The organism is Capnocytophaga sp. H2931 (assembly GCF_002302535.1).
GTDB lineage: Bacteria > Bacteroidota > Bacteroidia > Flavobacteriales > Flavobacteriaceae > Capnocytophaga > Capnocytophaga canis.
Genome location: NZ_CP022381.1, coordinates 2,518,149 through 2,541,345 on the forward strand (window position 1 = coordinate 2,518,149; position 23,197 = coordinate 2,541,345).

Consider the following 23,197-nt stretch of genomic DNA (forward strand, 5'->3'; position numbering starts at 1 on the left):
AAAGGGGTAGTGATTAAGTAAAACTCTTCAGACAGTTTTATTTCAGGTAGTACTTTTGGCTTTTGGTTAGCATAGAAAATTATTAAGGGTATTCCTTAATTTTTGAGTCTCATATTTATTTTTTTGAGTTCAGTACTTAATTGAATATACTTTTTAATGGTTCAACACAGATTTTTCAGTATTTTGACCGCTTTTCATTGGCATTGGAGGTTTGGCTTTAAGAAAATCAACGAATAAAGCAAAGTAAGCGAAAACTTGGAGCTTAGTATGTGGAATTTTTTCCACTGTTCGAAGTGACCGCAGGAAGCAAGTTTGGAAAATTTGTCGGAAGCCGACTGCTTTATTTTTTAATGCCCGTGCGGCTCGCACTTTTGGTTCTTTTCATCTAAGCACCATTTTTTACCACATTGTCCTGAAAAGAGAAAATAAAAAGACTATCCGAATAGAGAGGTTCGTCATTAATAAATGGTAACGGTGTCTAAAATACACAAAATCCTCTTTTTTTGGATAGTCTTTTTTATTGTATTTGCTTTTTTGTACTATGAGAACAATCTCTCGAAGAAGTTTCTACGTTTTTCGTTCATAGCATTACTTACGTCATAAATGTCATCAGAAACCACAGTATTGTTATCCATAGCACCTGCAGCCTGTCCTGAAAATGTTTTGTTTTCTCCTTCTGACATAACGCTAATAACAAAGTCGATATAATCTTTACCTTGCATTGCTAAGTAGTTTTTGAAATAGCGACTACTTAACTCAGTTCCTCCAATTTTTTCTAACTTCAACAGTGTTTCGTAAAACGGAGCTAAGTAATTATCTATAGCTTTTTGAGGTACAGCCTTTCTTCTACCGATATAATGTGTAATATTACCCATTGCATCACGACGCATTTCAAAATCTGTAACCACCCAATAGTACTCTCCTGATTTTGCTAAGTTTTTAACAACTCCAACGAAGTTGTTTCCTTTTTTCAAATTCTCCCATAGCATTTTGAAAATCAATTTTGGCATATCGGGGTGTCTAATCAAATTATGAGGTTGCCCAATAAGCTCCGCCATCGAGTATCCAGAAACTTCTGAAAACACGGTATTTACGTTAGTGATAGTTCCAAAACTATCTGTCTCACTGATTAGGACTTTTGATTTGTCCCAAACTACTTCTCTATCAATCGGAGTCGGTCTTTGAATTGTAGGCTCCACTCTTTTAAAATCAGACATAGTTCTTTCTATTTTAGGTTATTAAAATGCAAAGGTAATAATTATTTCATTAATATTGTAAAAATTAATTAAGAAAATAATCTACCAAAGAAACTTTTACGTTTTTCGTTCATCTCATCACTCACAGTATAGATGTCATCGGAAACCATTTTATTGGTATCAATAGATGTCACTGGAATGTCTTGGAACGCTACATTTTCTCTATTTTCAGCCATTACATCAATGATAAAATCAATGTAGTCTTTTCCTTGTTTGTCCAAATAATTTTTGAAAAAACGAGCACTCAAATCCATACCACCAATTTTTTCAAGTTTCACCATTGTTTCGTACAAGGGGGCTACGTAATTATCAATCACTCCTTTTGGTACAGATTTTCTACGTGCGATGTAGTGTGTGATATTCCCCAAAGCGTCACGACGCATCTCAAAATCGGTAATAACCCAATAATATTCGCCTGATTTTGCTAAGTTTTTAACGACACCTGCAAAATTATTCCCCATTTTCAAGTTGTCCCAAAGCATTTTGAATGTTACCTTTGGCATATCTGGGTGACGGATGATGCTGTGTGGCTGACCAATCATCTCAGCTGGAGTATATCCCGCAACCGTACAGAAAATGTCGTTCACGTTGGTAATACGACCGTACACATCTGTCTCACTTATAATAACTTTTGATTTATCCCAAACCACTTCTTTATCAATAGGAGTGGGTCTTTCAACTGTCAATTCGATGTCTCGATAATCCTTAATCATATGCAAAAATCTGTATTGGTTATTTCTCGACAAAAGTACGGAAAATAAAGAGAATAATATCCCTTTAAAAATGTTAAACTTTTATTAAAATTAAAGTTATTCACAACAATAAACATGGACAATTAAACTATTTTAGGAGAAAATAAATTTCTTATATTTGCCGAATGGAACGCATACTCGCAAAATACATACCTGAAAATGCTGTCATGCCCTGTTTTGAACTTATCAAACGGAATAATGTTCATCTTAAAATTGTCAATGAACGAAAAACAAGACATGGGGATTACAGGCAACTGCTTGATGGACAACATCTTATCACAGTAAATGCTGGTGAAAATAAATACCGCTTTTTAATCACACTTATCCACGAAATTGCTCATTTAGTGGCGTTTGAAAAATTTGGTAGAAACATAAAACCTCACGGGAACGAATGGAAATACACTTTCCAACAACTGATGATTCCATTCATTTCTCCCTCTATCTTTCCTACGGATTTGCTAAAAGTGGTTGCCAATCATTTCAGAAACCCAAAATCCAGCAGTGATATTGATTCTCTATTAGCGGTTACTCTTAAAAAATATGATGAAAATCAGGATATATGTTTTATTTTTGAGCTACCGTTAGGCAGCATTTTTCGTATCGCAGACGGACGTGTGTTTCAAAAAGGACGCAAACGTGTTAAATGTTTTGAATGTATTGAAATAAATACCAAAAAGGTTTATGTCTTTCAACCTCATGCCGAAGTAGAGCCTTTAAAAATGTAACTATTAAGAAACGAATTCAATAAAAAAACAAATTATTTTGATATTCAAAAAAAAAAAAATACATTAGCGCCGTTTAATCAATTTATTAGAATAACATGAAAAAAATCAAAGTTTTATCGCTACTTTTGGTGATAGGAATAACCCATCAGCTTTACTCACAAGACGCGGAAAGTAAAAATTTTATCAGTTTTAAAAAAGGTGTTTTGAATACCCTGTTGCTCGAAGATGGTGATAGCTCTATTTTTGACCAATCAAAACCAACATCACATCTATTTAACGAAACATACTCGGATTATAATATTTCTTATCAAAGAAAAATAAGCTCTCGTTTCTTATTAGGAGTTGATTTCTATGGATTTAATGCGTTTAATAAGATTAATCCTTACAGTTTATCTTTACAACGCATCGGATTAGTCAGAAAAGATTTTTCTTCGCACACGGATGTTAAACTGTTTAGAGGTAGCATATTTTATTCTCTGTTAGATCGTGAATATTTTAAAATCAGAGTAGGTATGTACATTCCTTTGTATGAAATTAAAAATCAAAGTATTACAGCTGCCTATGAGAGAGAAAATAAAAGAGAGGAAGTAGTATATATTATCGATAACAAAAAAACGAGTGGGATTTTCTTAGGTATTGTTCAGCCAGAAATCGCAGTTGATTTCCTGTACTGCTTCAATAATATTGAAACAGGTATTGCAACATCTTGGAATTCAAACATAAGTTCTAATGAACCTATTATCAGATTTTCAGCCGTTTTAAACGTAAAATTCTAATTTAATACACTGTATATTAGAAACATAAATAAATCCGACTTGATTTCTATTAAGTCGGATTTTGTTTGTATTCCATATTCTAAAAAACTGCATTAGAGAGCTTTAAAGCATATCACCCAACCTAATAAAATGGCTCTACAAAGGAAATAATACGACTTAAAATAATGATTCATGAGTAAAATCTTTATGTTACAGACTGATATAATAAAGATTTCTGTGAAACTATATAACAAAACTCATGAATAAATAAACTACTGATAATCAGTGAAATAAAAAATAATTATCCTGTTAATCCGATTATTTTCAAAATAAACATAACTTTTTTTGTGATTTACTAAAAAATAGTTGCTATTTTTGTAGCTTAAATACGTACGCTGCAAGTAGTTATATATGAAAATTATAAATATGCCTTATGGGATATGCCATTTGAGTGTGGTGCCTGTTCGTCTACATCCGTGTGAAGAAGCAGGAATGGTAACACAGTTGCTATTTGGTGAATTATTGCAAGTAATTGATAAACAAGAAGATTGGTATCAAATACTTGTCCTATATGACGGCAGTGAAGGTTGGATTTTAGCAAATCAAATTCAGCTGATTTCCGACAAAGAATATCGTAAATGCTTGAAAAAAAAGGAAAAATACGCCCATCGTTGGATAACAAAACTGCGAGTAAAAAATGCAAATAACGTGTTTTTACAAATTCCTCGTGGAGCTACTTTTTCACACAATCACCTTATAAACACCTCTCAATCAACACAAAAACCTACTGAAAAAGGTATTGTTGCTCTTGCGTTAGACTATCTAAACGTTCCCTTTTTGGCTGGTGGACGCACTCCGTTTGGGATTGATGCTGCTGGATTCACTCAAATTGTTTATAAACTTAATGGAATCAAGCTTTTACGAACTCCTGAAAAACAAGCCTCTCAAGGGATTTTGGTCGATTTCATTGAGGAAACTATACCAGGCGATTTGGCTTTTTTCGATGATGAAGAGGGAAATATAATTCATGTTGGAATTCTGTTGGGTGATAATCATATCATCCATTCATACGGCAAAGTACGTATTGATAGGTTAGACCATATCGGTATTTTCAATTCCGAACTACGAAATTATACCCACAAACTCAGACTTATGAAACGAATAGTTCAAAAAACACAATGAATTGATTTACAAAGGATGTCATCTCTTTTATGGATTTGTTATTCGCAAATAATATAAGTTGATAGACATAAATCAAGACTACGAATCCATTATAGGAAAAACAGCATCTTTCTGGACTTATTATATAGTTATAACAAATCAAAAACATGATTAAATGATTACGATTTATCACAATCCAAGATGTTCCAAATCAAGATGTGGTCTGGACATACTCAAAAATTCAGAAAAACAATTTGAGGTGGTGGAATATTTGAAAAATCCGCTGACGAAAAAAGAAATTATCACTCTACTTGAAAAATTAGGGATTCCTCCCATGGAGTTGGTTCGTAAAAACGAAGGTATATGGAAGGAAAACTATCAAAATAAAGCATTGACAGATAACGAAATAATAGATTTATTAGTTACACATCCTCAACTCATTGAGCGTCCTATTGTAGTGCAAGGTAATAAAGCCATCATCGGGCGACCTGAAGAAAAAATTTATGAATTCATACGATGATAATTTATCTGTAAAAAATTATATTTCAGTAGATTCTCTAAAAATTTTGAGTAAGTTTTTATGTAAGGCATACTATTTGTGTAACGAAAAATAGCCTTTTTATTGCTCTTGGCTTATCTTTAAAATTTTACGACTATGAAAGTACATTATTTAATAATATCTCTTTTCGGATTTGTTTTCTTTGCAAATGCACAGCCTTTTGAAAACAAAAAGAGGGAATTACCTGTGGTGATTCCATTGGAGAAAGCTCCTACTTTGGAACTTCCGAGTGATACTTACACCCTACCGATGGGAGTGGAAACAAAAGAAAATCCATTTATGAAAACGCCTGAAAAACAGATTGATTTCACGCGAAAAAGTAACTTAGTACACAAAAAATTCACGGAAAATCGTTCTTATTTGAATAATTACCAACAAAAAGAAGAGTATGATGCTCCAAAAGGTAATCAATTTTTTGGTGATTTTTTGAGTAATGGAGGGCATGTAAACGTATACTGCCGTGACTTTCAAGCAATTGACGGAGACAGAGTAAGTATTTTGGTCAATGACAAAGTCGAAATTCACGATATTCTTTTAGTAGGAGATTACAAAGGATTTCAAATTCAACTTAAACCAGGATTTAATAAAATCGAATTTTTAGCACTCAACCAAGGAGAATCCGGGCCCAATACAGCCGATTTCAAAGTATTAGACGACAAAGGAAAGATAATTGCTCAGAATCAGTGGAATTTGGCAACAGGCTCAAAGGCTCAATTTGTTGTCGTGAAAGAAATCGAAAAAGAGGAGTAACCTAATGACGTTCAAAAGCATTGATTTCTAATTGTAATAAACTTTACCTTTAGAATTTCATCATATCAAAAAAATATACCCGAGATTTTCGAAAATGTCTAAATACACTAATCAGCATAAATAAAAAATTCAATCACAATCTCTTACTAAAAAAACATCATAACAGAAATGAAAAACATCTTATTATTTTTAGCACTTTTAGTGTCGAATTTAATTTTTTCACAAAAAACTCCTACTTTCAACGTTGTTTTAGACGCTGGGCATGGTGGTAAAGACCCGGGGAAAATTGGGAAAGGAAAGATATACGAAAAAGATGTGGCACTAAATATTGTTTTAGAAGTAGGAAAAATACTAGAACAACACTCTGATATTCAGGTTATTTACACACGAAAAAAAGACGTTTTTGTCGATTTGTATGAGCGTGGAGCCATCGCTAATAGAGCTAAAGCCGATTTGTTCGTTTCGGTACATTGCAATGCCCATCACACACAAGCCGCTGGTTCTGAAACCTTTGTGTTAGGTTTGAGTGCTAACGACCGAAACATGGAAGTCGCAAAAACCGAGAACGCCGTAATCTATTTGGAAGATAACTACAAAACCAAATATGCTGCCTACAACATAAACTCACCTGAATCGTTCATCGGTTTATCGATCATGCAGGAGGAGTTTTTAGAGCAGAGTATTCAGTTGGCAAAATATGTACAGGATAATTTCACAAATGTGATGCAACGTAACAATCGAGGGGTAAAACAAGCACCGTTTATTGTGTTACACCAAACCTATATGCCTAGTATACTGGTTGAAACTGGTTTTTTGTCAAATAATGATGAGTTGAAATTTTTAGCCTCCAAAAAGGGACAAACAGATTTTGCAGAAAACATCGCCGATGCTATTCTGTCTTATAAAACATGGGTACAATCACGTAGTTCGCATATTGTTCCAGAAAATTTTATAGAAGAAACACCTGCTAAGTCATCAGAAAAGAAAGCATCAAGCCCTAAAAAGACAAATAATATAAAAAAAACAGCCAAAACGACCTCCAAAAGCAGTAATACAACCAAAAAGAATAATAGTACCACTCAGAAAAAAGGAAATATCAAAAAATCAAAGGTTGTCTATAAAATACAGTTGTCATCCAGTGCCAAAAAAATAGAGGCTAAACCTTACAACTTCAAAAAATTGTCTCCAATTTCATCCGTAAAATGTGGAAACTTATACTGTTATCTCTATGGAGCAGCCTCCAAACGCTCAGAGGCTAACGTACTGTTAGCCAATGCAAAAAAAGTTGGATACAAGGATGCTTACATAATTGCATATTTGGATGGAAAACCCGTACAATTAAGTGTAGCTGAAAAAAATGAATGATTTTGATATTTTTTTAAGATAGTTTCATTTTTTTATCCGTACCTTTGCACATTTAGAAACTAAACATAAAATCGTAAAAAGTACATAATGAAATTATCAAAAGAATTTAAAGCTGCTGTCATCGTCATTGCAGGTATTGCTTGTTTTTTCATTGGATTTAACTTTTTGAAATCCAAAACAATGTTCAGCAGAACTAATACTTACTATGCTTATTTTGATCATTCCAATGGATTAAAATCAGGAACACCTGTAACAGTCAATGGGGTTAAAATCGGTAATGTTGATGCTGTAACTTTGGAAGAAAAAACGGCCAAAATTAAAGTAACTCTATCTTGTTCAAAGGATTTTCTTTTCTCAAAAAATAGTAAAGCTGAAATTTATAGCAGTCTTTTAGGGGGAACTTCAATGCAGATTGTACCTGTATTTGACGATGCTCCACTTGCCGAATCGGGCGAAGTACTTACAAGCTCAATTAAAGAAGACATGATGACATCCTTATCTTCAAAAATTGACCCTACACAAGAGAAAATCAACCGTTTACTCACGGATTCTAACGCAACAATCAATTCCATAAATACGCTATTAGACGAAAAAACAGTAGCTGATTTAAAAAAAGCTATTTCGGATTTAAGTAGTACAATGCAACATTTGAACAAATCAACCATAATGTTGAATAAAATGTTAGCAACCAATCAAGAGCATTTGAACGCAAGTCTACAAAATACTAATAAAATTACCGCTGATTTAGCTAAAGTCTCAAATAATTTAGCAAACGCTGACATAGATAAAACTATTAAAGAAACACAATCAGCTATAGCAAATCTCAATGCGGTACTTGCTAATATGGAAAAAGGTAATGGTAGTTTAGGGAAACTGATGAAAGACGAAATTTTGTATAACAATTTGAGCAACAGCAGTAAGCAATTGGAATTATTATTAGAAGATTTACGGCTAAATCCAAAACGCTACATGCATTTTTCAGTTTTTGGGAAAAAACAGCAACCTTACCAAGAAAATAAATCTTCTGAAAAAGAATAAGCTAATCCTAAAAATTAGCTTCTATCAATCTACTCTTCGCAGATTTTACTAATTTTCAGAAATGAAATTGGTATCTCTACTAAGTTACATATAAGATTGGTTTTGATAGAGTTCTATTAGCGTTTTCCAGTCCTACACGAATGAATAGAACTCTATTATAGAGTAAAGAAATGATTATGAGTATATTACCTAACATACTATTCTGTTTACTATTTGCGATTGCTATCGTTTTTTTTGTAAAAAATGTTCGTAAACTCGTTCGGAATATCCGTTTAGGAAAGGACGAAAATACGACTGACAACAAAGCACAGCGGTGGAAAAACATGCTTTGGATTGCACTTGGACAGCAAAAAATGACCGTTCGTCCCATATCGGGAATTCTGCATATTCTGGTATACCTTGGATTTATTATCATAAATATCGAAATGCTTGAAATTGTGATAGATGGCATCTTTGGTACGCACCGTGTGTTTGCTTTTTTAGGCAGTTTTTATGATGTTTTAATTGCTTCATTTGAAGTGTTAGCGTTGTTAGTTCTCATTTCGGTAGGTGTTTTTTGGATTCGTCGTAATCTGTTGAATATAAGTCGATTCAAAAAAGAAGAGCTTCAAAATTGGGCTAAAAAAGACGGTAATAATATTCTTTACATCGAAACCATTTTAATGCTTCTTTTCCTAACAATGAATGCTGCGGATCTACGACTACAGGATTTAGGAGTTGAAGGCTATATCCAGGCAGGGAGTTTCCCTATAAGCAGTTGGATATCAAAACTTTTTACCAATTTTTCAGCTGTAACACTAATAGCCATTGAGCGTTGTTGCTGGTGGTTACACATTATTGGAGTACTATTCTTTTTGAATTATCTGTACTATTCGAAACATTTACATATAGTTTTAGCATTCCCCAATACGTATTTTGCTTCAACGCGTCCGCAAGGAGCATTAAAAGTTAACCAACGGGTTTTGGAGGAAGTAAAACTAATGCTCGACCCTACGGCTGATCCTTTTGCTGTACCTGTTGAAAGCGCTACACCTCCTGAAAAATTTGGTGCTTCGGACATTTTTGACCTAACATGGGTACAACTCATGAATGCATACACCTGTACCGAATGTGGACGATGCACCGATGAATGTCCTGCAAATTTAACGGGGAAAAAACTATCGCCACGAAACATAATGATGAAAACACGCGATCGACTGGAGGAGGTTAGTAAAAATATTGATACCAATAAAGGTAAATTTCAGAATGATAACAAACAACTGTTGAATGATTACATCACTCCCGAAGAACTTTGGGCGTGTACATCCTGTAATGCATGTGTGGAAGCGTGTCCGGTTAGTATCAACCCTTTGTCAATAATTATGGATATGCGTCAATACCTAGTAATGGAAGAATCGGCAGCTCCTGCCGAGTTAAATACAATGATGACCAACATCGAAAATAACGGAGCTCCATGGGCATATAGCCAAGCTGACCGCCTGAATTGGGTGAATGAATCTTAATTCTAGAAGGTATAAAAACATCTTGGGTTTAAAAGCTGTAGGAAAAAGAATCATTTTTAAGTTGCGTAAGCTAAAGAGGGTGAGCTAGATAAAGGTAGAAAAATTACAATTTCAAGTCTCAAAAAAACATTTTTACAAAACAGTTAAAAACCTAATAATAAAACGATTAAAAATAAAAGTACAACATATTTTTCTGATTAGACGAAACAACGTTCTATTGAAGTCTTTGAAGATTACTAACGGCATATGACTATGACCAGAAATACGCTTTACGTACCTACGATGGCCGAACTTATGGCACAAGGTAAATCTCCTGAAATTTTATTTTGGGTAGGAAGTGCAGGCAGTTACGATGACCGAGCTAAACGAATCGTTCGGGCGTTTGTTCAGCTACTAAATCAAGCTAACGTAGATTTTGCAGTACTCGGAGCTGAAGAAAGTGATACTGGAGACCCTGCTAAACGAGCTGGAAATGAGTTTCTTTTCCAAATCCAAGCTATGAGTAATATTCAGCTTTTGGAAGCTTATAACGTCAAAAAAATCGTAACTACATGTCCACATGTGTTTAATACTCTCAAAAATGAATATCCTGCATTGGGGGGTGTTTATGAGGTTTGGCATCATACAGAATATATTGAGAAGCTCATCAAATCGAATCAACTACATATTGACAAAGATTTTTTTAAAGGTAAACGTGTGACATTTCACGATCCTTGTTATTTAGGGAGAGGCAATAATGTTTATGATGCTCCACGCAACTTGTTAAAAAAATTGGGTGTCGAATTAGTTGAAATGAAAAAAAGTAAAAGTCGCTCAATGTGCTGTGGTGCGGGTGGAGCCCAAATGTTCAAAGAATCCGAAAGAGGCGATAAAGAGATCTACGCTTTACGCACAGAACAAGCTCTGGAAGTACAACCAGAGGTAATTGCTACAGCTTGTCCCTTTTGTAACACAATGCTCACAGACGGTATAAAAAGTAAGAAAAAAGAGGATGTTATCGAAATTTTAGACGTAGTGGAACTGTTATGCATGGCTTCTCCTACAATTCAGAACGATGAAAAATAAATTATAAAAAATTTGGAGGTTACATATTTTTATGTATCTTTGCCACCTAAAAATCAGTACATAATAATCATTTAAAACAATATTGGAATGTATTTAACAAAGGAAATTAAAGCGGAAATTTTCAAAAAGTACGCAGGTTCAGAAACGAACACAGGTTCATCAGAAGGGCAAATAGCTCTTTTTACACACAGAATCAACCACTTAACGCAACACTTAAAAGCAAATCGTAAAGATTATAACACAGAGCGTGCGTTGGTTAAATTGGTAGGTAAAAGAAGAAGTTTGCTTGACTACTTGAAAAACAACGACATCGAAAGATATCGTAATATAATCAAAGAACTTGGTATTAGAAAATAATCAAAAAGGGGCTTTTTGCCTCTTTTTTTTTAAACGTTTTTTATATTCTCCTTTAAAATGACAAAATATTTTTGTGTTTTACTTTTTGTGTTTTTGTCTTTCCATGGACAGATTTTTTAAAACTAAGAAAAACAGAAAAATACACATACAACTATAGATTCTATTAATCTTTTTAAGCCTGTCGGTGCATAACTGGCCATTGGGATTATAACATAAACAACAACACAACCCATTGTTTAATTAAAAAAAGAATTTATGATTCCAGAAGTAAAAAAGGAAATTATTACCCTTGAAGATGGTAGAGAAATATCCATCGAAACGGGAAAATTAGCTAAACAAGCAGATGGTTCTGTTGTTGTTAGGATGGGCAATGCGATGTTGCTTGCAACAGTAGTTTCTGCCAAAGAAATTAACCCAGATACGGATTTTTTACCTTTAACGGTGGATTATCGTGAAAAATTTGCCGCTGCAGGACGTTTCCCCGGTGGTTTTTTCAAACGTGAGGCACGTCCAAGCGACCAAGAGGTATTAACCATGCGATTGGTTGACCGTGTGTTACGTCCTTTATTCCCAAAAGACTATCATGCTGAAACTCAGGTAATGATTCAATTAATGTCACACGATGAAAGTGTAATGCCTGACGCTTTAGCGGGTTTAGCAGCATCTGCTTGTATTGCTGTATCCGACATTCCGTTCGATGGGCCAATTTCCGAAGTGCGGGTAGGTCGTGTTGATGGAAAATTCATCATAAATCCGAACAAAGAGCAATTGGCTCAGTCGGATATAGACATTATGGTAGGAGCTTCCAAAGATTTCGTTGCTATGGTGGAAGGAGAGATGGACGAAGTTTCTGAAAAAGAAATGACCGAAGCCATCAAATTTGCTCACGAAGCTATCAAAGTACAAATTGATGCTCAAATTCGTTTGGCAGAAAAAGTTGGAAAAACTGAAAAACGTAGTTACGAACCTGAATCTGAAAATGAGGAAATTAAGGATAAAGTATATAACTATGCTTACCCAAAATGCTACGCCATTGCTAAAGAAGATACAGGAAAGCATGAGCGTAGCGACAAATTTGCTGCTGTAAAAGAGGAATGTATGGCTCTGTTTACGGAAGAAGAGCAGGAAGAATATGCTGTTTTAATCAGCAAATATTTTGGAAAGGCTCATAAAGAAGCTGTTAGAAACCTTATTTTAAATGAAAATATCCGTTTGGATGGAAGAAATACAACTCAAATTCGTCCAATCTGGTGCGAAATTGATTATCTACCATCTGCTCACGGATCATCTATTTTTACTCGTGGTGAAACTCAGTCATTGACAACGGTTACTTTGGGAACATCACGTGAAGCAAACGTTATTGACCTTCCAACAGAACAAGGTGAAGAACGTTTTTACCTGCATTATAACTTCCCACCGTTCTCTACTGGTGAGGCTCGTCCACTTAGAGGGACTTCACGAAGAGAAATTGGACATGGAAACTTAGCTCAACGTGCTTTGAAGCGTATGATTCCAGCTGATTGTCCTTACACTGTTCGGGTAGTTTCCGAAATTTTAGAATCGAATGGTTCATCGTCAATGGCGACTGTTTGTGCTGGTACTTTGGCGTTAATGGACGCAGGAGTTCAGATGATTAAACCTGTTTCGGGTATTGCAATGGGATTGATTACCGAAGGGGATAAATATGCTGTACTTTCGGATATTTTAGGTGATGAAGACCACTTGGGAGACATGGACTTTAAAGTTACAGGAACCAAAGATGGAATTACTGCTTGTCAAATGGATATCAAAATAAAAGGTTTGACCTATGAAATTTTAGAGAAAGCCTTGGAACAAGCTCGTGAGGGACGTATGCATATTTTAAACAAAATTACTGATACGATTGCCGAACCTAAGTCGGAAGTTAAAGCTCATGCTCCGAAAATTGTTAAAATGGAAATGCCGAAAGAATATATCGGTGCGTTCATCGGTTCGGGAGGAAAAAATATCCAAGACCTACAATCTCGTACTAACACCACCATCGTTATTGAGGAAGTGGGGGAATTGGGCATAGTTGAAATATTAGGGACTGATTCTGAAGGTATTGAAGAAGTAATTAATGCTGTTCATGCTGTTTCGTTCGAACCCGTAGAAGGAGAAACTTACAAAGTGAAAGTAATCCGATTGTTGGAAATTGGTGCGATTGTTGAATTTATGCCAGGTAAGGATTCTTTTATCCACATTTCTGAAATCGCTTGGGAACGCATTGAAAAAGTTTCTGATGCATTGAAAGAGGGTGATATCATCGAAGTGAAATACTTAGGCGTTGATACTAAAACAAAAAAGACACGTGTGTCTCGTAAGGCTTTATTACCTCGTCCACCAAGAGATAACAACGGAAAATCAGGAACGGATAAGAAAAAGAGTCATAACTCTTAAGCAGAATACAATAAGGTTGTTTAAAAAGATTTAATCTATAATCCTTATCTTTTGTAGATAAGAAGCAAAATCTAACAATGAGTTATTAAAAAACATTTCTACACTCAGAGTAATATATAGAAAAACGCTTTTTAAACAACCTTCTATTTTTTTTCAATATTAGAGGAGATAAAACACAAATTGCATTCCAAAAGATTTTTCTTTTAAGCGGTACCATTGAATAATTTAAAGGTCGTGAAAATCCACACCAAATAAAAAGAATGGGTAAGTAACCAAAACAGATCAAATGCTGCGTGGTAATTGGTAGTATATAGTTAATTTTTCAGGAAAAAAAACAATTAAAGCTAGACTTTAGTACTCAAAAATATTACTCAAATGTATCAGGTTTAGTGGCAAACAAATCCTGAGTCAATTTGAATATGACAACCATAATTACTCTCAAAAATATATAGTTTTTTCGAAGAGTTTTTTTTCTGTTTTTAGAAACATTCTAAAATCTATGTTAATCAAAGTATGATATCCCATCATAGCGATAGTATTTTGAATTACTCTTGAGTTTTTCTTACTACTGCACAAAGACGTTGCTTATTCCCCAAGTTTTTAGGAGTGAATACCGAAAAAAAATGTTTGCCTATGAGAGTTGATTTTTAGCAAAATAGATAAAATTAGAATAAACATAGATAACTTTCTTTGTTAAGGAAGTGTTTAGTGTGTTACGTTAGAAAGTCTTTCTTCCTTAAATTTAGTTTTGCTATTACAAAGTGTTAGTAGAAATGATTTCCTGAAATAAAAAAGCATCAATAAATTTGCATATTACGTAAATAATTGTAACTTTGCACCCCAATTTCAGATACGTATGTATTTTGATAAGGAAAAGGAATGTTTAATTTAAAATTAGAAATGTGGACACATTAAGCTACAAAACAATTTCAGTAAATAAAAACACTGCTAACAAAAAGTGGGTTTTGGTAGATGCTGAAGGACAGACATTGGGTCGTCTTGCTTCAAAAGTGGCAAAATTGCTACGAGGTAAGTACAAGCCCGAGTTTACACCACACGTTGATTGCGGAGATAACGTGATTGTTATCAATGCTGAAAAAATCAACTTAACTGGTAACAAATGGAACGATAAAGAATATCTTCGTTACACAGGTTATCCAGGAGGGCAGAGAGTGCAAACAGCTAAGGACGTCTTAGCGAAACACCCTGAACGTTTAATTGAAAAAGCAGTTAAAGGTATGTTGCCAAAAAATAAATTGGGTGTGGCGATTTTACGTAATTTAAAAGTGTATGTAGGTACAGAGCACAAACACGAAGCACAACAACCTACAGCCGTTAACTTAAACGATTTGAAATAATGGAAGTAATTCACAAAATTGGAAGAAGAAAAACAGCGGTTGCACGTGTTTATTTGAAACCAGGTAATGGTGCAATTAGTGTAAATAAAAGAGAATTAAATGATTACTTTACAACCTCAACACTTCAGTACAAAGTAAGACAACCTTTCGCTTTAACAGGAACAGAGGATACTTATGATGTGAAAGTGAATGTTTACGGAGGTGGAGTAACAGGACAAGCTGAGGCTATTCGTTTGGCAATATCAAGAGCTTTATGCGAAGTTGATGTTGAAAATAGAGCTACATTGAAACCGGAAGGGCTATTAACGAGAGATCCTCGTATGGTGGAACGTAAGAAGTTCGGTCAGAAAAAAGCTCGTAAGAGATTCCAATTCTCTAAACGTTAATACGTTAGACTTATTAAAGAATTTAAAAACATTGTTGTCGTTGTTCCTTTTCAGAAGGAATTTAGTTTAGCATCCAAATATTGTTGGCAAACGTTATGGTTTCCACTTCAGTATTGCTAAATTTCAACGGAACGTAAACTATTAAAAAAATGGCAAATAACATAGAAATTAAAGATTTACTAGATGCAGGTGTTCACTTTGGGCATTTGACTAGAAAATGGAACCCTAATATGGCACCATATATCTATATGGAGCGTAACGGAATCCACGTAATTAATTTATACAAAACTGCAGCTAAAATTGAAGAAGCTAATGAGGCTTTGAAGAAAATTGCAGCATCAGGTAAAAAAATTCTTTTTGTTGCAACTAAAAAGCAAGCAAAAGATGTTGTTGCAGAAAAAGCAGCATCAGTTAAGATGCCTTACATCACTGAAAGATGGCCAGGAGGTATGTTAACTAACTTTGTTACTATTCGCAAAGCGGTTAAAAAGATGTCTTCAATTGATAAAATGAAAAAAGATGGCACTTTTGAAACCCTTTCAAAGAGAGAAAAACTACAAATCGAACGTTTAAGAGAAAAATTAGAGAAGAACTTAGGTTCTATCGCTGACATGTCTCGCCTTCCAGGAGCGTTGTTTGTTGTGGACACAATGCGTGAGCATATTGCAGTTAAAGAAGCTCAAAAATTAAACATTCCTATTTTTGCTATGGTGGATACCAATTCAGACCCTCGTGAGGTGGACTATGTTATCCCAGCAAATGACGATGCTTCAAAATCTATCGAAAAAATTCTCTCGTACGTGACAGAGGCTATTAACGAAGGTCTTGCAGGAAAAACGTCAGACAATAAAGAGGCAGAAACTGCTGAATAATTATTACACTATTTGAGAGATTGTTTGAATGTCATTCAGAGTGTAGTGTAACGGAGTCATTGAGAATTTGATTTTTTTATTTGTCAAAGATTCTTTTCTCTCGTTCAACGCCATTCTGACCAAATAGGGAAACAATGACAGAGTTTTTCAAGTTTTAATATTTCAGATACTCTCTAAAATCAGATAACGAAGTAATTATGTTTGCGAAATATGCCTTTCAAAACGTAATTACTTCTTCTTTTTTAACGAATTCATTAATATAAAATACAACACAAAATTATGGCAAATATTACAGCCGCAGATGTAAACAAATTGAGACAAGCCACAGGAGCTGGTATGATGGATTGTAAAGGTGCTTTGATTGAAGCAGAAGGAGATTTCGACAAAGCTATTGAAATCCTACGTAAAAAGGGACAAAAAGTTGCTGCAAAAAGAGCTGACCGTGATTCAAGCGAGGGAGCTGTTATTGCAAAAGTAAACGGAGATAACACTAAAGGAGCTATCGTTTCATTGAATTGTGAGACGGATTTCGTAGCTAAAAATGAATCCTTTGTTGCTTTGGCAAAAGATTTGGCTGAGATGGCTCTTTCTGTGAATTCAAAAGAGGAATTGTTGGCAGCTGACTATAAGGGAATAACAGTTGCTGAAAAATTGACTGAACAAACAGGAGTTATTGGTGAGAAAATCGAAGTAGGGGCTTTCGAAAAAATAGAGGCTCCTTTTGTAGGTGCGTATATACACCACGGTAATAAGATTGCTGCTTTGGTAGGTTTGTCAGCTAATGTCGCTGACGCTAATGATGTTTCTAAAAACTTGGCTATGCAAATCGCTGCTATGGGTGCCGAAACATTGTCTTACAAAGATTTTTCTGCTGACTATATTGCGAAAGAAACAGAGGCTCGTATCGCTGTTATTGAAAAAGAGAATGAGGAATTAGTGCGTTTAGGGAAACCTTTGAAAAATGTTCCTAAATATGTATCGTATGCTCAACTTACGGACGAAGTGTTGAAACAAGCGGAAGAAGATGCGAAAGCTGAATTGAAAGCAGAAGGAAAACCAGAGCAAATTTGGGACAAAATCCTTCCTGGAAAATTGCAACGCTTCATTAGTGATAACACTTCATTAGACCAAGAGAAGGCTTTATTAGATCAAGTATATATCTCTGATGAAACTAAGAAAGTGTCTCAGTATGTGGCTTCAAAAGGAGTTGAAATCACTACATTCAAACGCGTTAGTTTGTAATTTATAGGGAAATAATTTATAATAAAGAAGCTGTTCTATGTTTTTTAGACAGCTTCTTTTATTTTTGGCAATGTGGTAAAAAAGTCTTTTAAAAATCATAGTTGCTTATTTTTATATATTTGCAGGAGTTATAATCGAAGTGATTTCATTATAACCCTTATAAGTCTTAAAAAAAACAATACTTTACAAGGTTTTTAAGCACCATTTTTTACCACATTGTCTTTAATTTTCGACTGAGTGAACTATTTGTTTTTATCTCTATAAATCAACCAATAAATCAGCGGAATAATAAACAAACTTACCAATGTTCCCATCATCATTGTACCTATCATTGCCACGGCAAGAGGTTTTTGCAATTCTGAACCCATATCAAACGAAAATAAAAGCGGTGTCATTGCCAAAATTGTGGTTAAAGAAGTCATCATAATGGAACGCAAACGCCTTTGTCCGGCGGTGTGTATGGCTTCCATCAAAGGTACATTGGCTTTGCGAAGTTCGTTAATCATATCGATTTTTAAAATACTGTCGTTGATAATAATTCCGCACGAAACTACAATCCCGATGGCACTCATCAAGTTAAGTGTATGCCCTGTACCCCACAGAAGCAACAGTGCAAAAGCAATATCAACAGGCAATTCGGCAAGGACAATAAGGGGTTGGGTAAAACTCTCAAATTGAGCAGCTAATATAAAATACATCAGCAGTACGGAAATAATAAGCACAACGACTAATTCACCGAGCATTTTTTGGCTCGAAAAGAACCCACCTGCAAATTGTACTTCCCACTGTGAATCGTTTTTAAGTTCGTTTTCAGTGGCTTGTATAAAGTTTTCTGCATTTTCCAAACTTGGATATACAAGCGGAATATACTCCCCGTTTTTACCCGAAACGATTGTTTTTAAATCTTGTCCTTTCGAAATACTGAGCAAAGATTGTAACGGGATTTTTATAAATTGTTCGTTTTCGTCTCGTAAGTTGGTGCGAACCATTGTGTTTTGAAGTACCTGATTGATGGTTTGTAAGTTTCCTGAAAGGGTTATGGGTAAATATTGTTGGTATGAACGCAGGGTAGCTATTTCGTTGTTCTTAAAGGCTGTTTTAAGCTCACGATGTACCTCGCTGTAATCTACTTTGTAACGTAACAGTTTTTCTTTATCTACCGTGATGACAAACTGCTCTTCAAAGGCAATATCTACTGAAGAGACACCCGAACTCTGTTTGATGCGTGTCTGTACTTGCTTAATATCGGCAATGGAAGGAGTTTTTTGTCGATTTTTTGAATACAACTGAGCTATTATGTCTGCTTCATTGGTATCGAAAATCTTTTCAAAAATATTTTTTGGAGGAGCAAAAGTCAACACTGCCTGCGGATAGTTTTCGTGCATCCATTGGCTTAGATTTTCTTTGATTTTTTCTATTTCTTTTGGAGAATTTGCTTTGAAATATACCTCTGATTCCGTGATGGATAGGTTGTTTTCTTTCTCTAACAAATACTGTTTATTACCTATATATCCAGCACTTTCTACTGTCCACTCATCCACAGACTGAAATAGTTTGTCAGTTCGTTTTTTATTTTCGTCAATATGGATATTTTCATTCCATTCTACCTTAGCGATGAGTTCGATGTGGTCTAAATGAGGCATATTGGTCTTCGGAACTATCCTAAACAACAAAACGCATAACGGAATCATCAAAATAATTGTCAAAAACAATGGTTTTTTGTATGAAAATATAAATTTGAAGCCTTTATCATAGCACGAAAACAATATTTTATCGATTTTTTGTTGAGTTTTTTGGAAAATAGTAATTTTGGAAAGCCATTTTTTGTGATAAAAAGTATGATACAAAATCGGAAGCAGAATAATTCCCGTGAAATACGAAACTAACAGCCCCACACTTACGGCAAAGGCTTGGTCTAAAAAGATGGCTCCCGAAATTCCGCTTAAAAAAATCAGAGGTAAAAAAACGGCAATGGTGGTAAAAGTAGAACTCAAAATGGGCGTAATTACCTCATTAGTCCCTTTTACGCAAGCATCAAACAAAGTTTCGCCTTTTTCTCGATGTTGGGTGATGATATCCGTAACGATAATGGCACTGTCAATCATCATTCCCAAAGCTAATATCATTCCTGATAAAGATATGATATTGAGCGATTTGTCAAACAAATAGAAAAAGACAAAGGAAATAATCAAAGCCGAAAACATACTCAGCCCGATGATCATAGGCGATTTGGCATCTCCCAAAAAGAAGATAGCCACCAAAAACACCAAAACAAAGCCTAAAAACAGGTTTTGATTCAGATTACTGATAGTGTAGTCAAGTAATTCTGTTTGATTTCGATTAATTGAAAACTGAACATCGGGATATGATTTTTCAAGATTGTCAAGAGTTTGGTACAGGCTTTCTTTGAGATTTTGCATTGTCTCATCGGACTGTTTGATGATTGCCAATGTTACACTGCGTTTGCCATCTGTAACTGAAAGACCCGTTTCCCCTTTTTTGGATAATTCTACTTGGGCAAAATCTTTGAGTTGCAAAAGTCGGTCACCCTTTCTGAAATAAATGTTTTTAACATCTTCTATGGTGCGAAGCACCGATGAAAATTTGATATTATATTCGTAATAGCCATCACGAACCACCATACTACCAGGCTCTACGTTGTTGGCTTGTAGTGTATTTTCAATATCCGAAAGTTGCAATCCAATGGTTTCCAAAAAATCCATATTGGGGGTGATACGGATATGTTGTTGCATATATCCCGTGATGTCCGCCATTGCCACCTCAGGAAGTTGCTCAACACGGCGTTTTACTATGTTTTGAGAAAATTCCGACAGTTCCAAAAAACGCTGTTCATCGGGTTCGGAATAACTTTTTTCGTCTTTAAGAGAAAGGTTTAGGTAAAAGACAGGAATATCGGTAGCACTCGCTTTCACCACTTGCGGACGCTTGGTATTGCGTGGCAAACGACTCATAGAACCGTCGATTTTTTCATTCACTTCAATAAATGCCAAATCGGTATTCGTGCCATAATCAAATTTCAGACGAATAATGGCGTTTCCGTCACGGGTTTCGCTTGTAATATCACGCAACTTTCCCACTTGTAGCAGTTGCTGACGAATGGGAGTAACGACTGTGTTTTCTAACTCACGTGCCGATACATTTTCGCCCGTAACCTGTACCGTAATTTCGGGAATGGGAATATCAGGCAACAAAGAAACAGGCAACGAACCAAAAGTAATGGCTCCTACGATGATAAGCCCTAAAAAGCTCATCAGTACTGCTATCGGACGCGTAAGTAAGAATTTTATCATGTTACTTTTTCTGACAGATTATTCCTATTTATTTTTTAAAATGGTAAAACGTAAGTATTTTACCCCCTTCTTCTAAATGCTTCATCAAATCACCAGAAAGTGTTGGTTTTTCTTTCAAAACATCGTAAACATCGATATCCATCCAGCCAACAACCCCATTATCAAAAGCAACTGTTGGTAGAATGATGTCTGTTGAATACATTTTTTCAGGCAACCATTGAGTTATTTCACATTTATCTTCGTTCAAATCATATAGTAAAGTAGCTTTACTACCCTCATAAAAAATTTCACTTACCAAATATCTATTATGAATCAGCAATGGTGCACCTATCAGATAAGCAAAATCATTTTCTTTTCTAACTTCCACCAAGGTCTCATAGCTGTTTTTTAAGTCATTAGGTACTTTTTTAGTTCCAAAATCAAAGACATAAGTAGAAGCTATCGCACCAGTTTTATTCAACACAAATACAGAGTCATTGACCGCTCTGTTAAATAAAATATGCTCTTGTGAAGGCTGAAAAACGGTAGGCGTTCCGTTGTCGTCAACGTATTCTTTTTGGAAATTTAGTATATTTTTCTGATCTGCAAAATCAGCGGATGTCTGCACAAGTAAAGGCTCTTTTCCATCCCCTTTCGCCAAAGCAAAAAGAAATTGTTGATTTGGCAATACCTTAAAATTTTTACCTACAAAAGGAGTTTTTTTACTTTCGATAAAATTTCCCTCCAAATCATAAGTCAACATTTTCTTTTGTCTTCTATCGTATAAATATACATGCGAATCATCTACATCAAAATCTTGTAAACGAATATACTCATCCGATGCTTGTCCTTGATTGCCTATTTTTCTTATAAAATTCCCTGATTTTGAGAAACATAGAAGCGAGTTGGATTGATGTAAATCCAAGATATAAATACAATCGTTTTTAATGATTACCTTCGATAATTCAGAAAACAAAAATTGTTCATCTTCTTGAATAGGAAGATACGTTATTTTATCAATAACTTCTTGTTTTTCAGAATCTTGAATTTTTAAAATACGTATTCCATTTGTTTGATCTTGCTCTTTGTCTTTACAAGAAAACAATCCGATTGCAAACAACAACATTGGTAAAATTCTTTTTGTCATGTTTCTGTAATTTATTGGTTTTTATCCTATTTTCAAAAATGAATATTTCTAAAATTAACCATTCCGTTTTCAGATGAATGGACTGTTAATTCTCCATCGTAAATCACTTGGGTAGAAATCACTTCTTCTCCTAATAGATTCTTGATATAGTCTAAATTCTTTATAAAATTCTTATTGAAAAGCTGTGCTGATTTTATTTCATAAGCCTTGATTTCATTGGCTTTTTCTTCTATCAAATCCACTTCTTTTTGGTTTTTATCCCGATAGAAATAATAGTTTGGTAAAACCCCTTTATTAAACTTATTTTTAAAAAACTCTAAAACTACCATATTTTCAAACAATACTCCCCGTAACGGATGCACCGCCAATTGTTGTGGTGTTTCTATTCCCAAAAGAAAACACGCCAACCCTGTATCGTAAAAATATATTTTAGGTGATTTCACCAATCTTTTACCTATATTTTTGAAGAATGGAGGCAAACGGAAAACAATGTACGATGCTTCCAAAATGCTAAACCATTCTTTAAGTGTAGGCGATGAAATCCCTATTTCGTTCGATAAAGCATTTATGTTCAATTCTGTGCCTATGCGTCCAGCACATAACTTCATAAAAGTTTGAAAGTTAGACAAGTTTTTGACTTTCATCAATTGCCTCACATCTCGCTCTATGTAAGTGTTGTAATAATTTCGGCTAACGTCTTGGACAGGGATTTTCTTCGCCCAAACAGCTGGATACCCACCATTGATAATCAATGTGTTAGTGTCTGTTCTATATGGAATATCTCCTAATTCTTGTAGCGAAAGAGGCAACAGCGTAAAAACGGAAACTCTACCTGCCAAAGATTGTGTGATACCTTGCATCAATGAAAAATTGTTGCTCCCCGTGAGAACAAATTTTCGTGAATTATCCTCATCTACAACTACTTGAATATACGAAAGCAATTCAGGAACATTTTGAACCTCATCAATGATTAACCCTTTTGGAAATTGTTTCAAAAATGCTTTCGGATTGAGCATAATTTGTTCTCGTAAAGCAATATCTTCCATATTCACATAGTGATAGGAAGGAAAATTCACCTTACAAAGGGTTGTTTTTCCCGACTGCCTCGGCCCTGTAACTACCAAAACTGAGTAAAAATCACTCAATCTTATGAGCTCACTGGATAATTCTCTTCTAATATGTATATTAATATTCGACAT

The 23,197-nt window shown here is 34.8% G+C and carries 20 protein-coding genes; 15 read left to right on the top strand and 5 right to left on the bottom strand.

Annotation, left to right across the window (positions count from 1 at the left end):
- Nucleotides 1-539: 539 nt before the first annotated feature.
- Both CGC52_RS10655 and CGC52_RS10660 read right to left on the bottom strand, forming a co-directional pair.
- Nucleotides 540-1,217, bottom strand: a complete 678-nt coding sequence (locus CGC52_RS10655) for a PAS domain-containing protein (RefSeq protein ID WP_042005602.1) — start codon at nucleotides 1,215-1,217, stop codon at nucleotides 540-542.
- Between the two features lie 68 nt (nucleotides 1,218-1,285).
- Entirely contained in the window at nucleotides 1,286-1,969 is a 684-nt protein-coding gene (locus CGC52_RS10660) for a PAS domain-containing protein (RefSeq protein WP_042005600.1), read from the bottom strand.
- Nucleotides 1,970-2,133: 164 nt separating this feature from the next.
- On the opposite strand from CGC52_RS10660, the gene CGC52_RS10665 reads away from it, so the two are divergent.
- The 15 genes from CGC52_RS10665 (at nucleotide 2,134) to tsf (ending at nucleotide 17,561) form a co-directional block, all read left to right on the top strand.
- A complete protein-coding gene (locus CGC52_RS10665) occupies nucleotides 2,134-2,733 on the top strand; it encodes a SprT-like domain-containing protein (protein ID WP_042005597.1) in 600 nt (199 codons plus the stop codon).
- A 95-nt stretch (nucleotides 2,734-2,828) separates the two neighbouring features.
- Entirely contained in the window at nucleotides 2,829-3,509 is a 681-nt protein-coding gene (locus tag CGC52_RS10670; RefSeq protein ID WP_095894352.1) for a hypothetical protein, read from the top strand.
- Between the two features lie 390 nt (nucleotides 3,510-3,899).
- Complete coding sequence (locus CGC52_RS10675; protein ID WP_095894353.1) at nucleotides 3,900-4,670, top strand: C40 family peptidase; 771 nt, start codon at nucleotides 3,900-3,902, stop codon at nucleotides 4,668-4,670.
- A gap of 154 nt (nucleotides 4,671-4,824) precedes the next feature.
- The gene (gene arsC / locus CGC52_RS10680; RefSeq protein WP_042005593.1) at nucleotides 4,825-5,169 is read left to right on the top strand and encodes an arsenate reductase (glutaredoxin); all 345 of its coding nucleotides are present in this window, start codon (nucleotides 4,825-4,827) and stop codon (nucleotides 5,167-5,169) included.
- 135 nt (nucleotides 5,170-5,304) lie between these two features.
- Nucleotides 5,305-5,958 carry a hypothetical protein gene (locus CGC52_RS10685; RefSeq protein WP_042005591.1) on the top strand — a complete coding sequence of 218 codons (654 nt, stop codon included), beginning with the start codon at nucleotides 5,305-5,307 and terminating at the stop codon, nucleotides 5,956-5,958.
- Between the two features lie 168 nt (nucleotides 5,959-6,126).
- Nucleotides 6,127-7,323, top strand: coding sequence for an N-acetylmuramoyl-L-alanine amidase (locus CGC52_RS10690; protein ID WP_042344367.1), 1,197 nt, complete (start codon nucleotides 6,127-6,129; stop codon nucleotides 7,321-7,323).
- Nucleotides 7,324-7,410: 87 nt separating this feature from the next.
- Nucleotides 7,411-8,361: an MlaD family protein gene (locus CGC52_RS10695; protein WP_095894354.1), complete on the top strand. Its 951-nt coding sequence runs from the start codon at nucleotides 7,411-7,413 to the stop codon at nucleotides 8,359-8,361.
- Nucleotides 8,362-8,537: 176 nt separating this feature from the next.
- Nucleotides 8,538-9,863: a (Fe-S)-binding protein gene (locus CGC52_RS10700; RefSeq protein WP_095894355.1), complete on the top strand. Its 1,326-nt coding sequence runs from the start codon at nucleotides 8,538-8,540 to the stop codon at nucleotides 9,861-9,863.
- Nucleotides 9,864-10,115: 252 nt separating this feature from the next.
- The gene (locus CGC52_RS10705) at nucleotides 10,116-10,928 is read left to right on the top strand and encodes a (Fe-S)-binding protein (protein WP_042005584.1); all 813 of its coding nucleotides are present in this window, start codon (nucleotides 10,116-10,118) and stop codon (nucleotides 10,926-10,928) included.
- Between the two features lie 87 nt (nucleotides 10,929-11,015).
- A complete protein-coding gene (gene rpsO / locus CGC52_RS10710) occupies nucleotides 11,016-11,285 on the top strand; it encodes a 30S ribosomal protein S15 (protein ID WP_042344363.1) in 270 nt (89 codons plus the stop codon).
- A 255-nt stretch (nucleotides 11,286-11,540) separates the two neighbouring features.
- A complete protein-coding gene (locus CGC52_RS10715; RefSeq protein ID WP_095894356.1) occupies nucleotides 11,541-13,703 on the top strand; it encodes a polyribonucleotide nucleotidyltransferase in 2,163 nt (720 codons plus the stop codon).
- 902 nt (nucleotides 13,704-14,605) lie between these two features.
- Nucleotides 14,606-15,061, top strand: coding sequence for a 50S ribosomal protein L13 (gene rplM / locus CGC52_RS10720; RefSeq protein ID WP_042006021.1), 456 nt, complete (start codon nucleotides 14,606-14,608; stop codon nucleotides 15,059-15,061).
- Nucleotides 15,061-15,447: a 30S ribosomal protein S9 gene (gene rpsI, locus CGC52_RS10725; protein ID WP_042006020.1), complete on the top strand. Its 387-nt coding sequence runs from the start codon at nucleotides 15,061-15,063 to the stop codon at nucleotides 15,445-15,447. Before rplM ends, rpsI begins: the two co-directional genes overlap by 1 nt.
- Nucleotides 15,448-15,596: 149 nt before the next feature.
- Nucleotides 15,597-16,319 carry a 30S ribosomal protein S2 gene (rpsB, locus tag CGC52_RS10730; RefSeq protein ID WP_042006018.1) on the top strand — a complete coding sequence of 241 codons (723 nt, stop codon included), beginning with the start codon at nucleotides 15,597-15,599 and terminating at the stop codon, nucleotides 16,317-16,319.
- 279 nt (nucleotides 16,320-16,598) lie between these two features.
- Nucleotides 16,599-17,561 carry a translation elongation factor Ts gene (tsf, locus tag CGC52_RS10735; RefSeq protein WP_042344361.1) on the top strand — a complete coding sequence of 321 codons (963 nt, stop codon included), beginning with the start codon at nucleotides 16,599-16,601 and terminating at the stop codon, nucleotides 17,559-17,561.
- Between the two features lie 242 nt (nucleotides 17,562-17,803).
- Here the strand turns inward: tsf and CGC52_RS10740 are convergent, their stop codons facing one another.
- Genes CGC52_RS10740 through CGC52_RS10750 form a run of 3 tightly spaced genes read right to left on the bottom strand, consistent with a single transcriptional unit; the run spans nucleotide 17,804 to nucleotide 23,197 of the window.
- On the bottom strand, nucleotides 17,804-20,872 hold the full coding sequence (locus CGC52_RS10740) for an efflux RND transporter permease subunit (protein ID WP_095894357.1): 3,069 nt from the start codon (nucleotides 20,870-20,872) through the stop codon (nucleotides 17,804-17,806).
- A gap of 28 nt (nucleotides 20,873-20,900) precedes the next feature.
- Nucleotides 20,901-21,998, bottom strand: a complete 1,098-nt coding sequence (locus tag CGC52_RS10745) for a BF3164 family lipoprotein (RefSeq protein WP_095894358.1) — start codon at nucleotides 21,996-21,998, stop codon at nucleotides 20,901-20,903.
- A gap of 32 nt (nucleotides 21,999-22,030) precedes the next feature.
- Complete coding sequence (locus tag CGC52_RS10750) at nucleotides 22,031-23,197, bottom strand: ATP-binding protein (protein ID WP_095894359.1); 1,167 nt, start codon at nucleotides 23,195-23,197, stop codon at nucleotides 22,031-22,033.

Coding starts and splice junctions, on each gene's coding strand:
- CGC52_RS10670 (WP_095894352.1), top strand. CDS start 2,829: ATGAAAAAAATCAAAGTTTTATCGCTACTTTTGGTGATAGGAATAACC.
- rpsB (WP_042006018.1), top strand. CDS start 15,597: ATGGCAAATAACATAGAAATTAAAGATTTACTAGATGCAGGTGTTCAC.
- CGC52_RS10660 (WP_042005600.1), bottom strand. CDS start 1,969: ATGATTAAGGATTATCGAGACATCGAATTGACAGTTGAAAGACCCACT.
- CGC52_RS10655 (WP_042005602.1), bottom strand. CDS start 1,217: ATGTCTGATTTTAAAAGAGTGGAGCCTACAATTCAAAGACCGACTCCG.
- CGC52_RS10745 (WP_095894358.1), bottom strand. CDS start 21,998: ATGACAAAAAGAATTTTACCAATGTTGTTGTTTGCAATCGGATTGTTT.
- CGC52_RS10695 (WP_095894354.1), top strand. CDS start 7,411: ATGAAATTATCAAAAGAATTTAAAGCTGCTGTCATCGTCATTGCAGGT.
- CGC52_RS10700 (WP_095894355.1), top strand. CDS start 8,538: ATGAGTATATTACCTAACATACTATTCTGTTTACTATTTGCGATTGCT.
- CGC52_RS10715 (WP_095894356.1), top strand. CDS start 11,541: ATGATTCCAGAAGTAAAAAAGGAAATTATTACCCTTGAAGATGGTAGA.
- rpsO (WP_042344363.1), top strand. CDS start 11,016: ATGTATTTAACAAAGGAAATTAAAGCGGAAATTTTCAAAAAGTACGCA.
- CGC52_RS10740 (WP_095894357.1), bottom strand. CDS start 20,872: ATGATAAAATTCTTACTTACGCGTCCGATAGCAGTACTGATGAGCTTT.
- arsC (WP_042005593.1), top strand. CDS start 4,825: ATGATTACGATTTATCACAATCCAAGATGTTCCAAATCAAGATGTGGT.
- CGC52_RS10675 (WP_095894353.1), top strand. CDS start 3,900: ATGAAAATTATAAATATGCCTTATGGGATATGCCATTTGAGTGTGGTG.
- tsf (WP_042344361.1), top strand. CDS start 16,599: ATGGCAAATATTACAGCCGCAGATGTAAACAAATTGAGACAAGCCACA.
- CGC52_RS10750 (WP_095894359.1), bottom strand. CDS start 23,197: ATGTCGAATATTAATATACATATTAGAAGAGAATTATCCAGTGAGCTC.
- CGC52_RS10705 (WP_042005584.1), top strand. CDS start 10,116: ATGACCAGAAATACGCTTTACGTACCTACGATGGCCGAACTTATGGCA.
- CGC52_RS10690 (WP_042344367.1), top strand. CDS start 6,127: ATGAAAAACATCTTATTATTTTTAGCACTTTTAGTGTCGAATTTAATT.
- rpsI (WP_042006020.1), top strand. CDS start 15,061: ATGGAAGTAATTCACAAAATTGGAAGAAGAAAAACAGCGGTTGCACGT.
- CGC52_RS10685 (WP_042005591.1), top strand. CDS start 5,305: ATGAAAGTACATTATTTAATAATATCTCTTTTCGGATTTGTTTTCTTT.
- CGC52_RS10665 (WP_042005597.1), top strand. CDS start 2,134: ATGGAACGCATACTCGCAAAATACATACCTGAAAATGCTGTCATGCCC.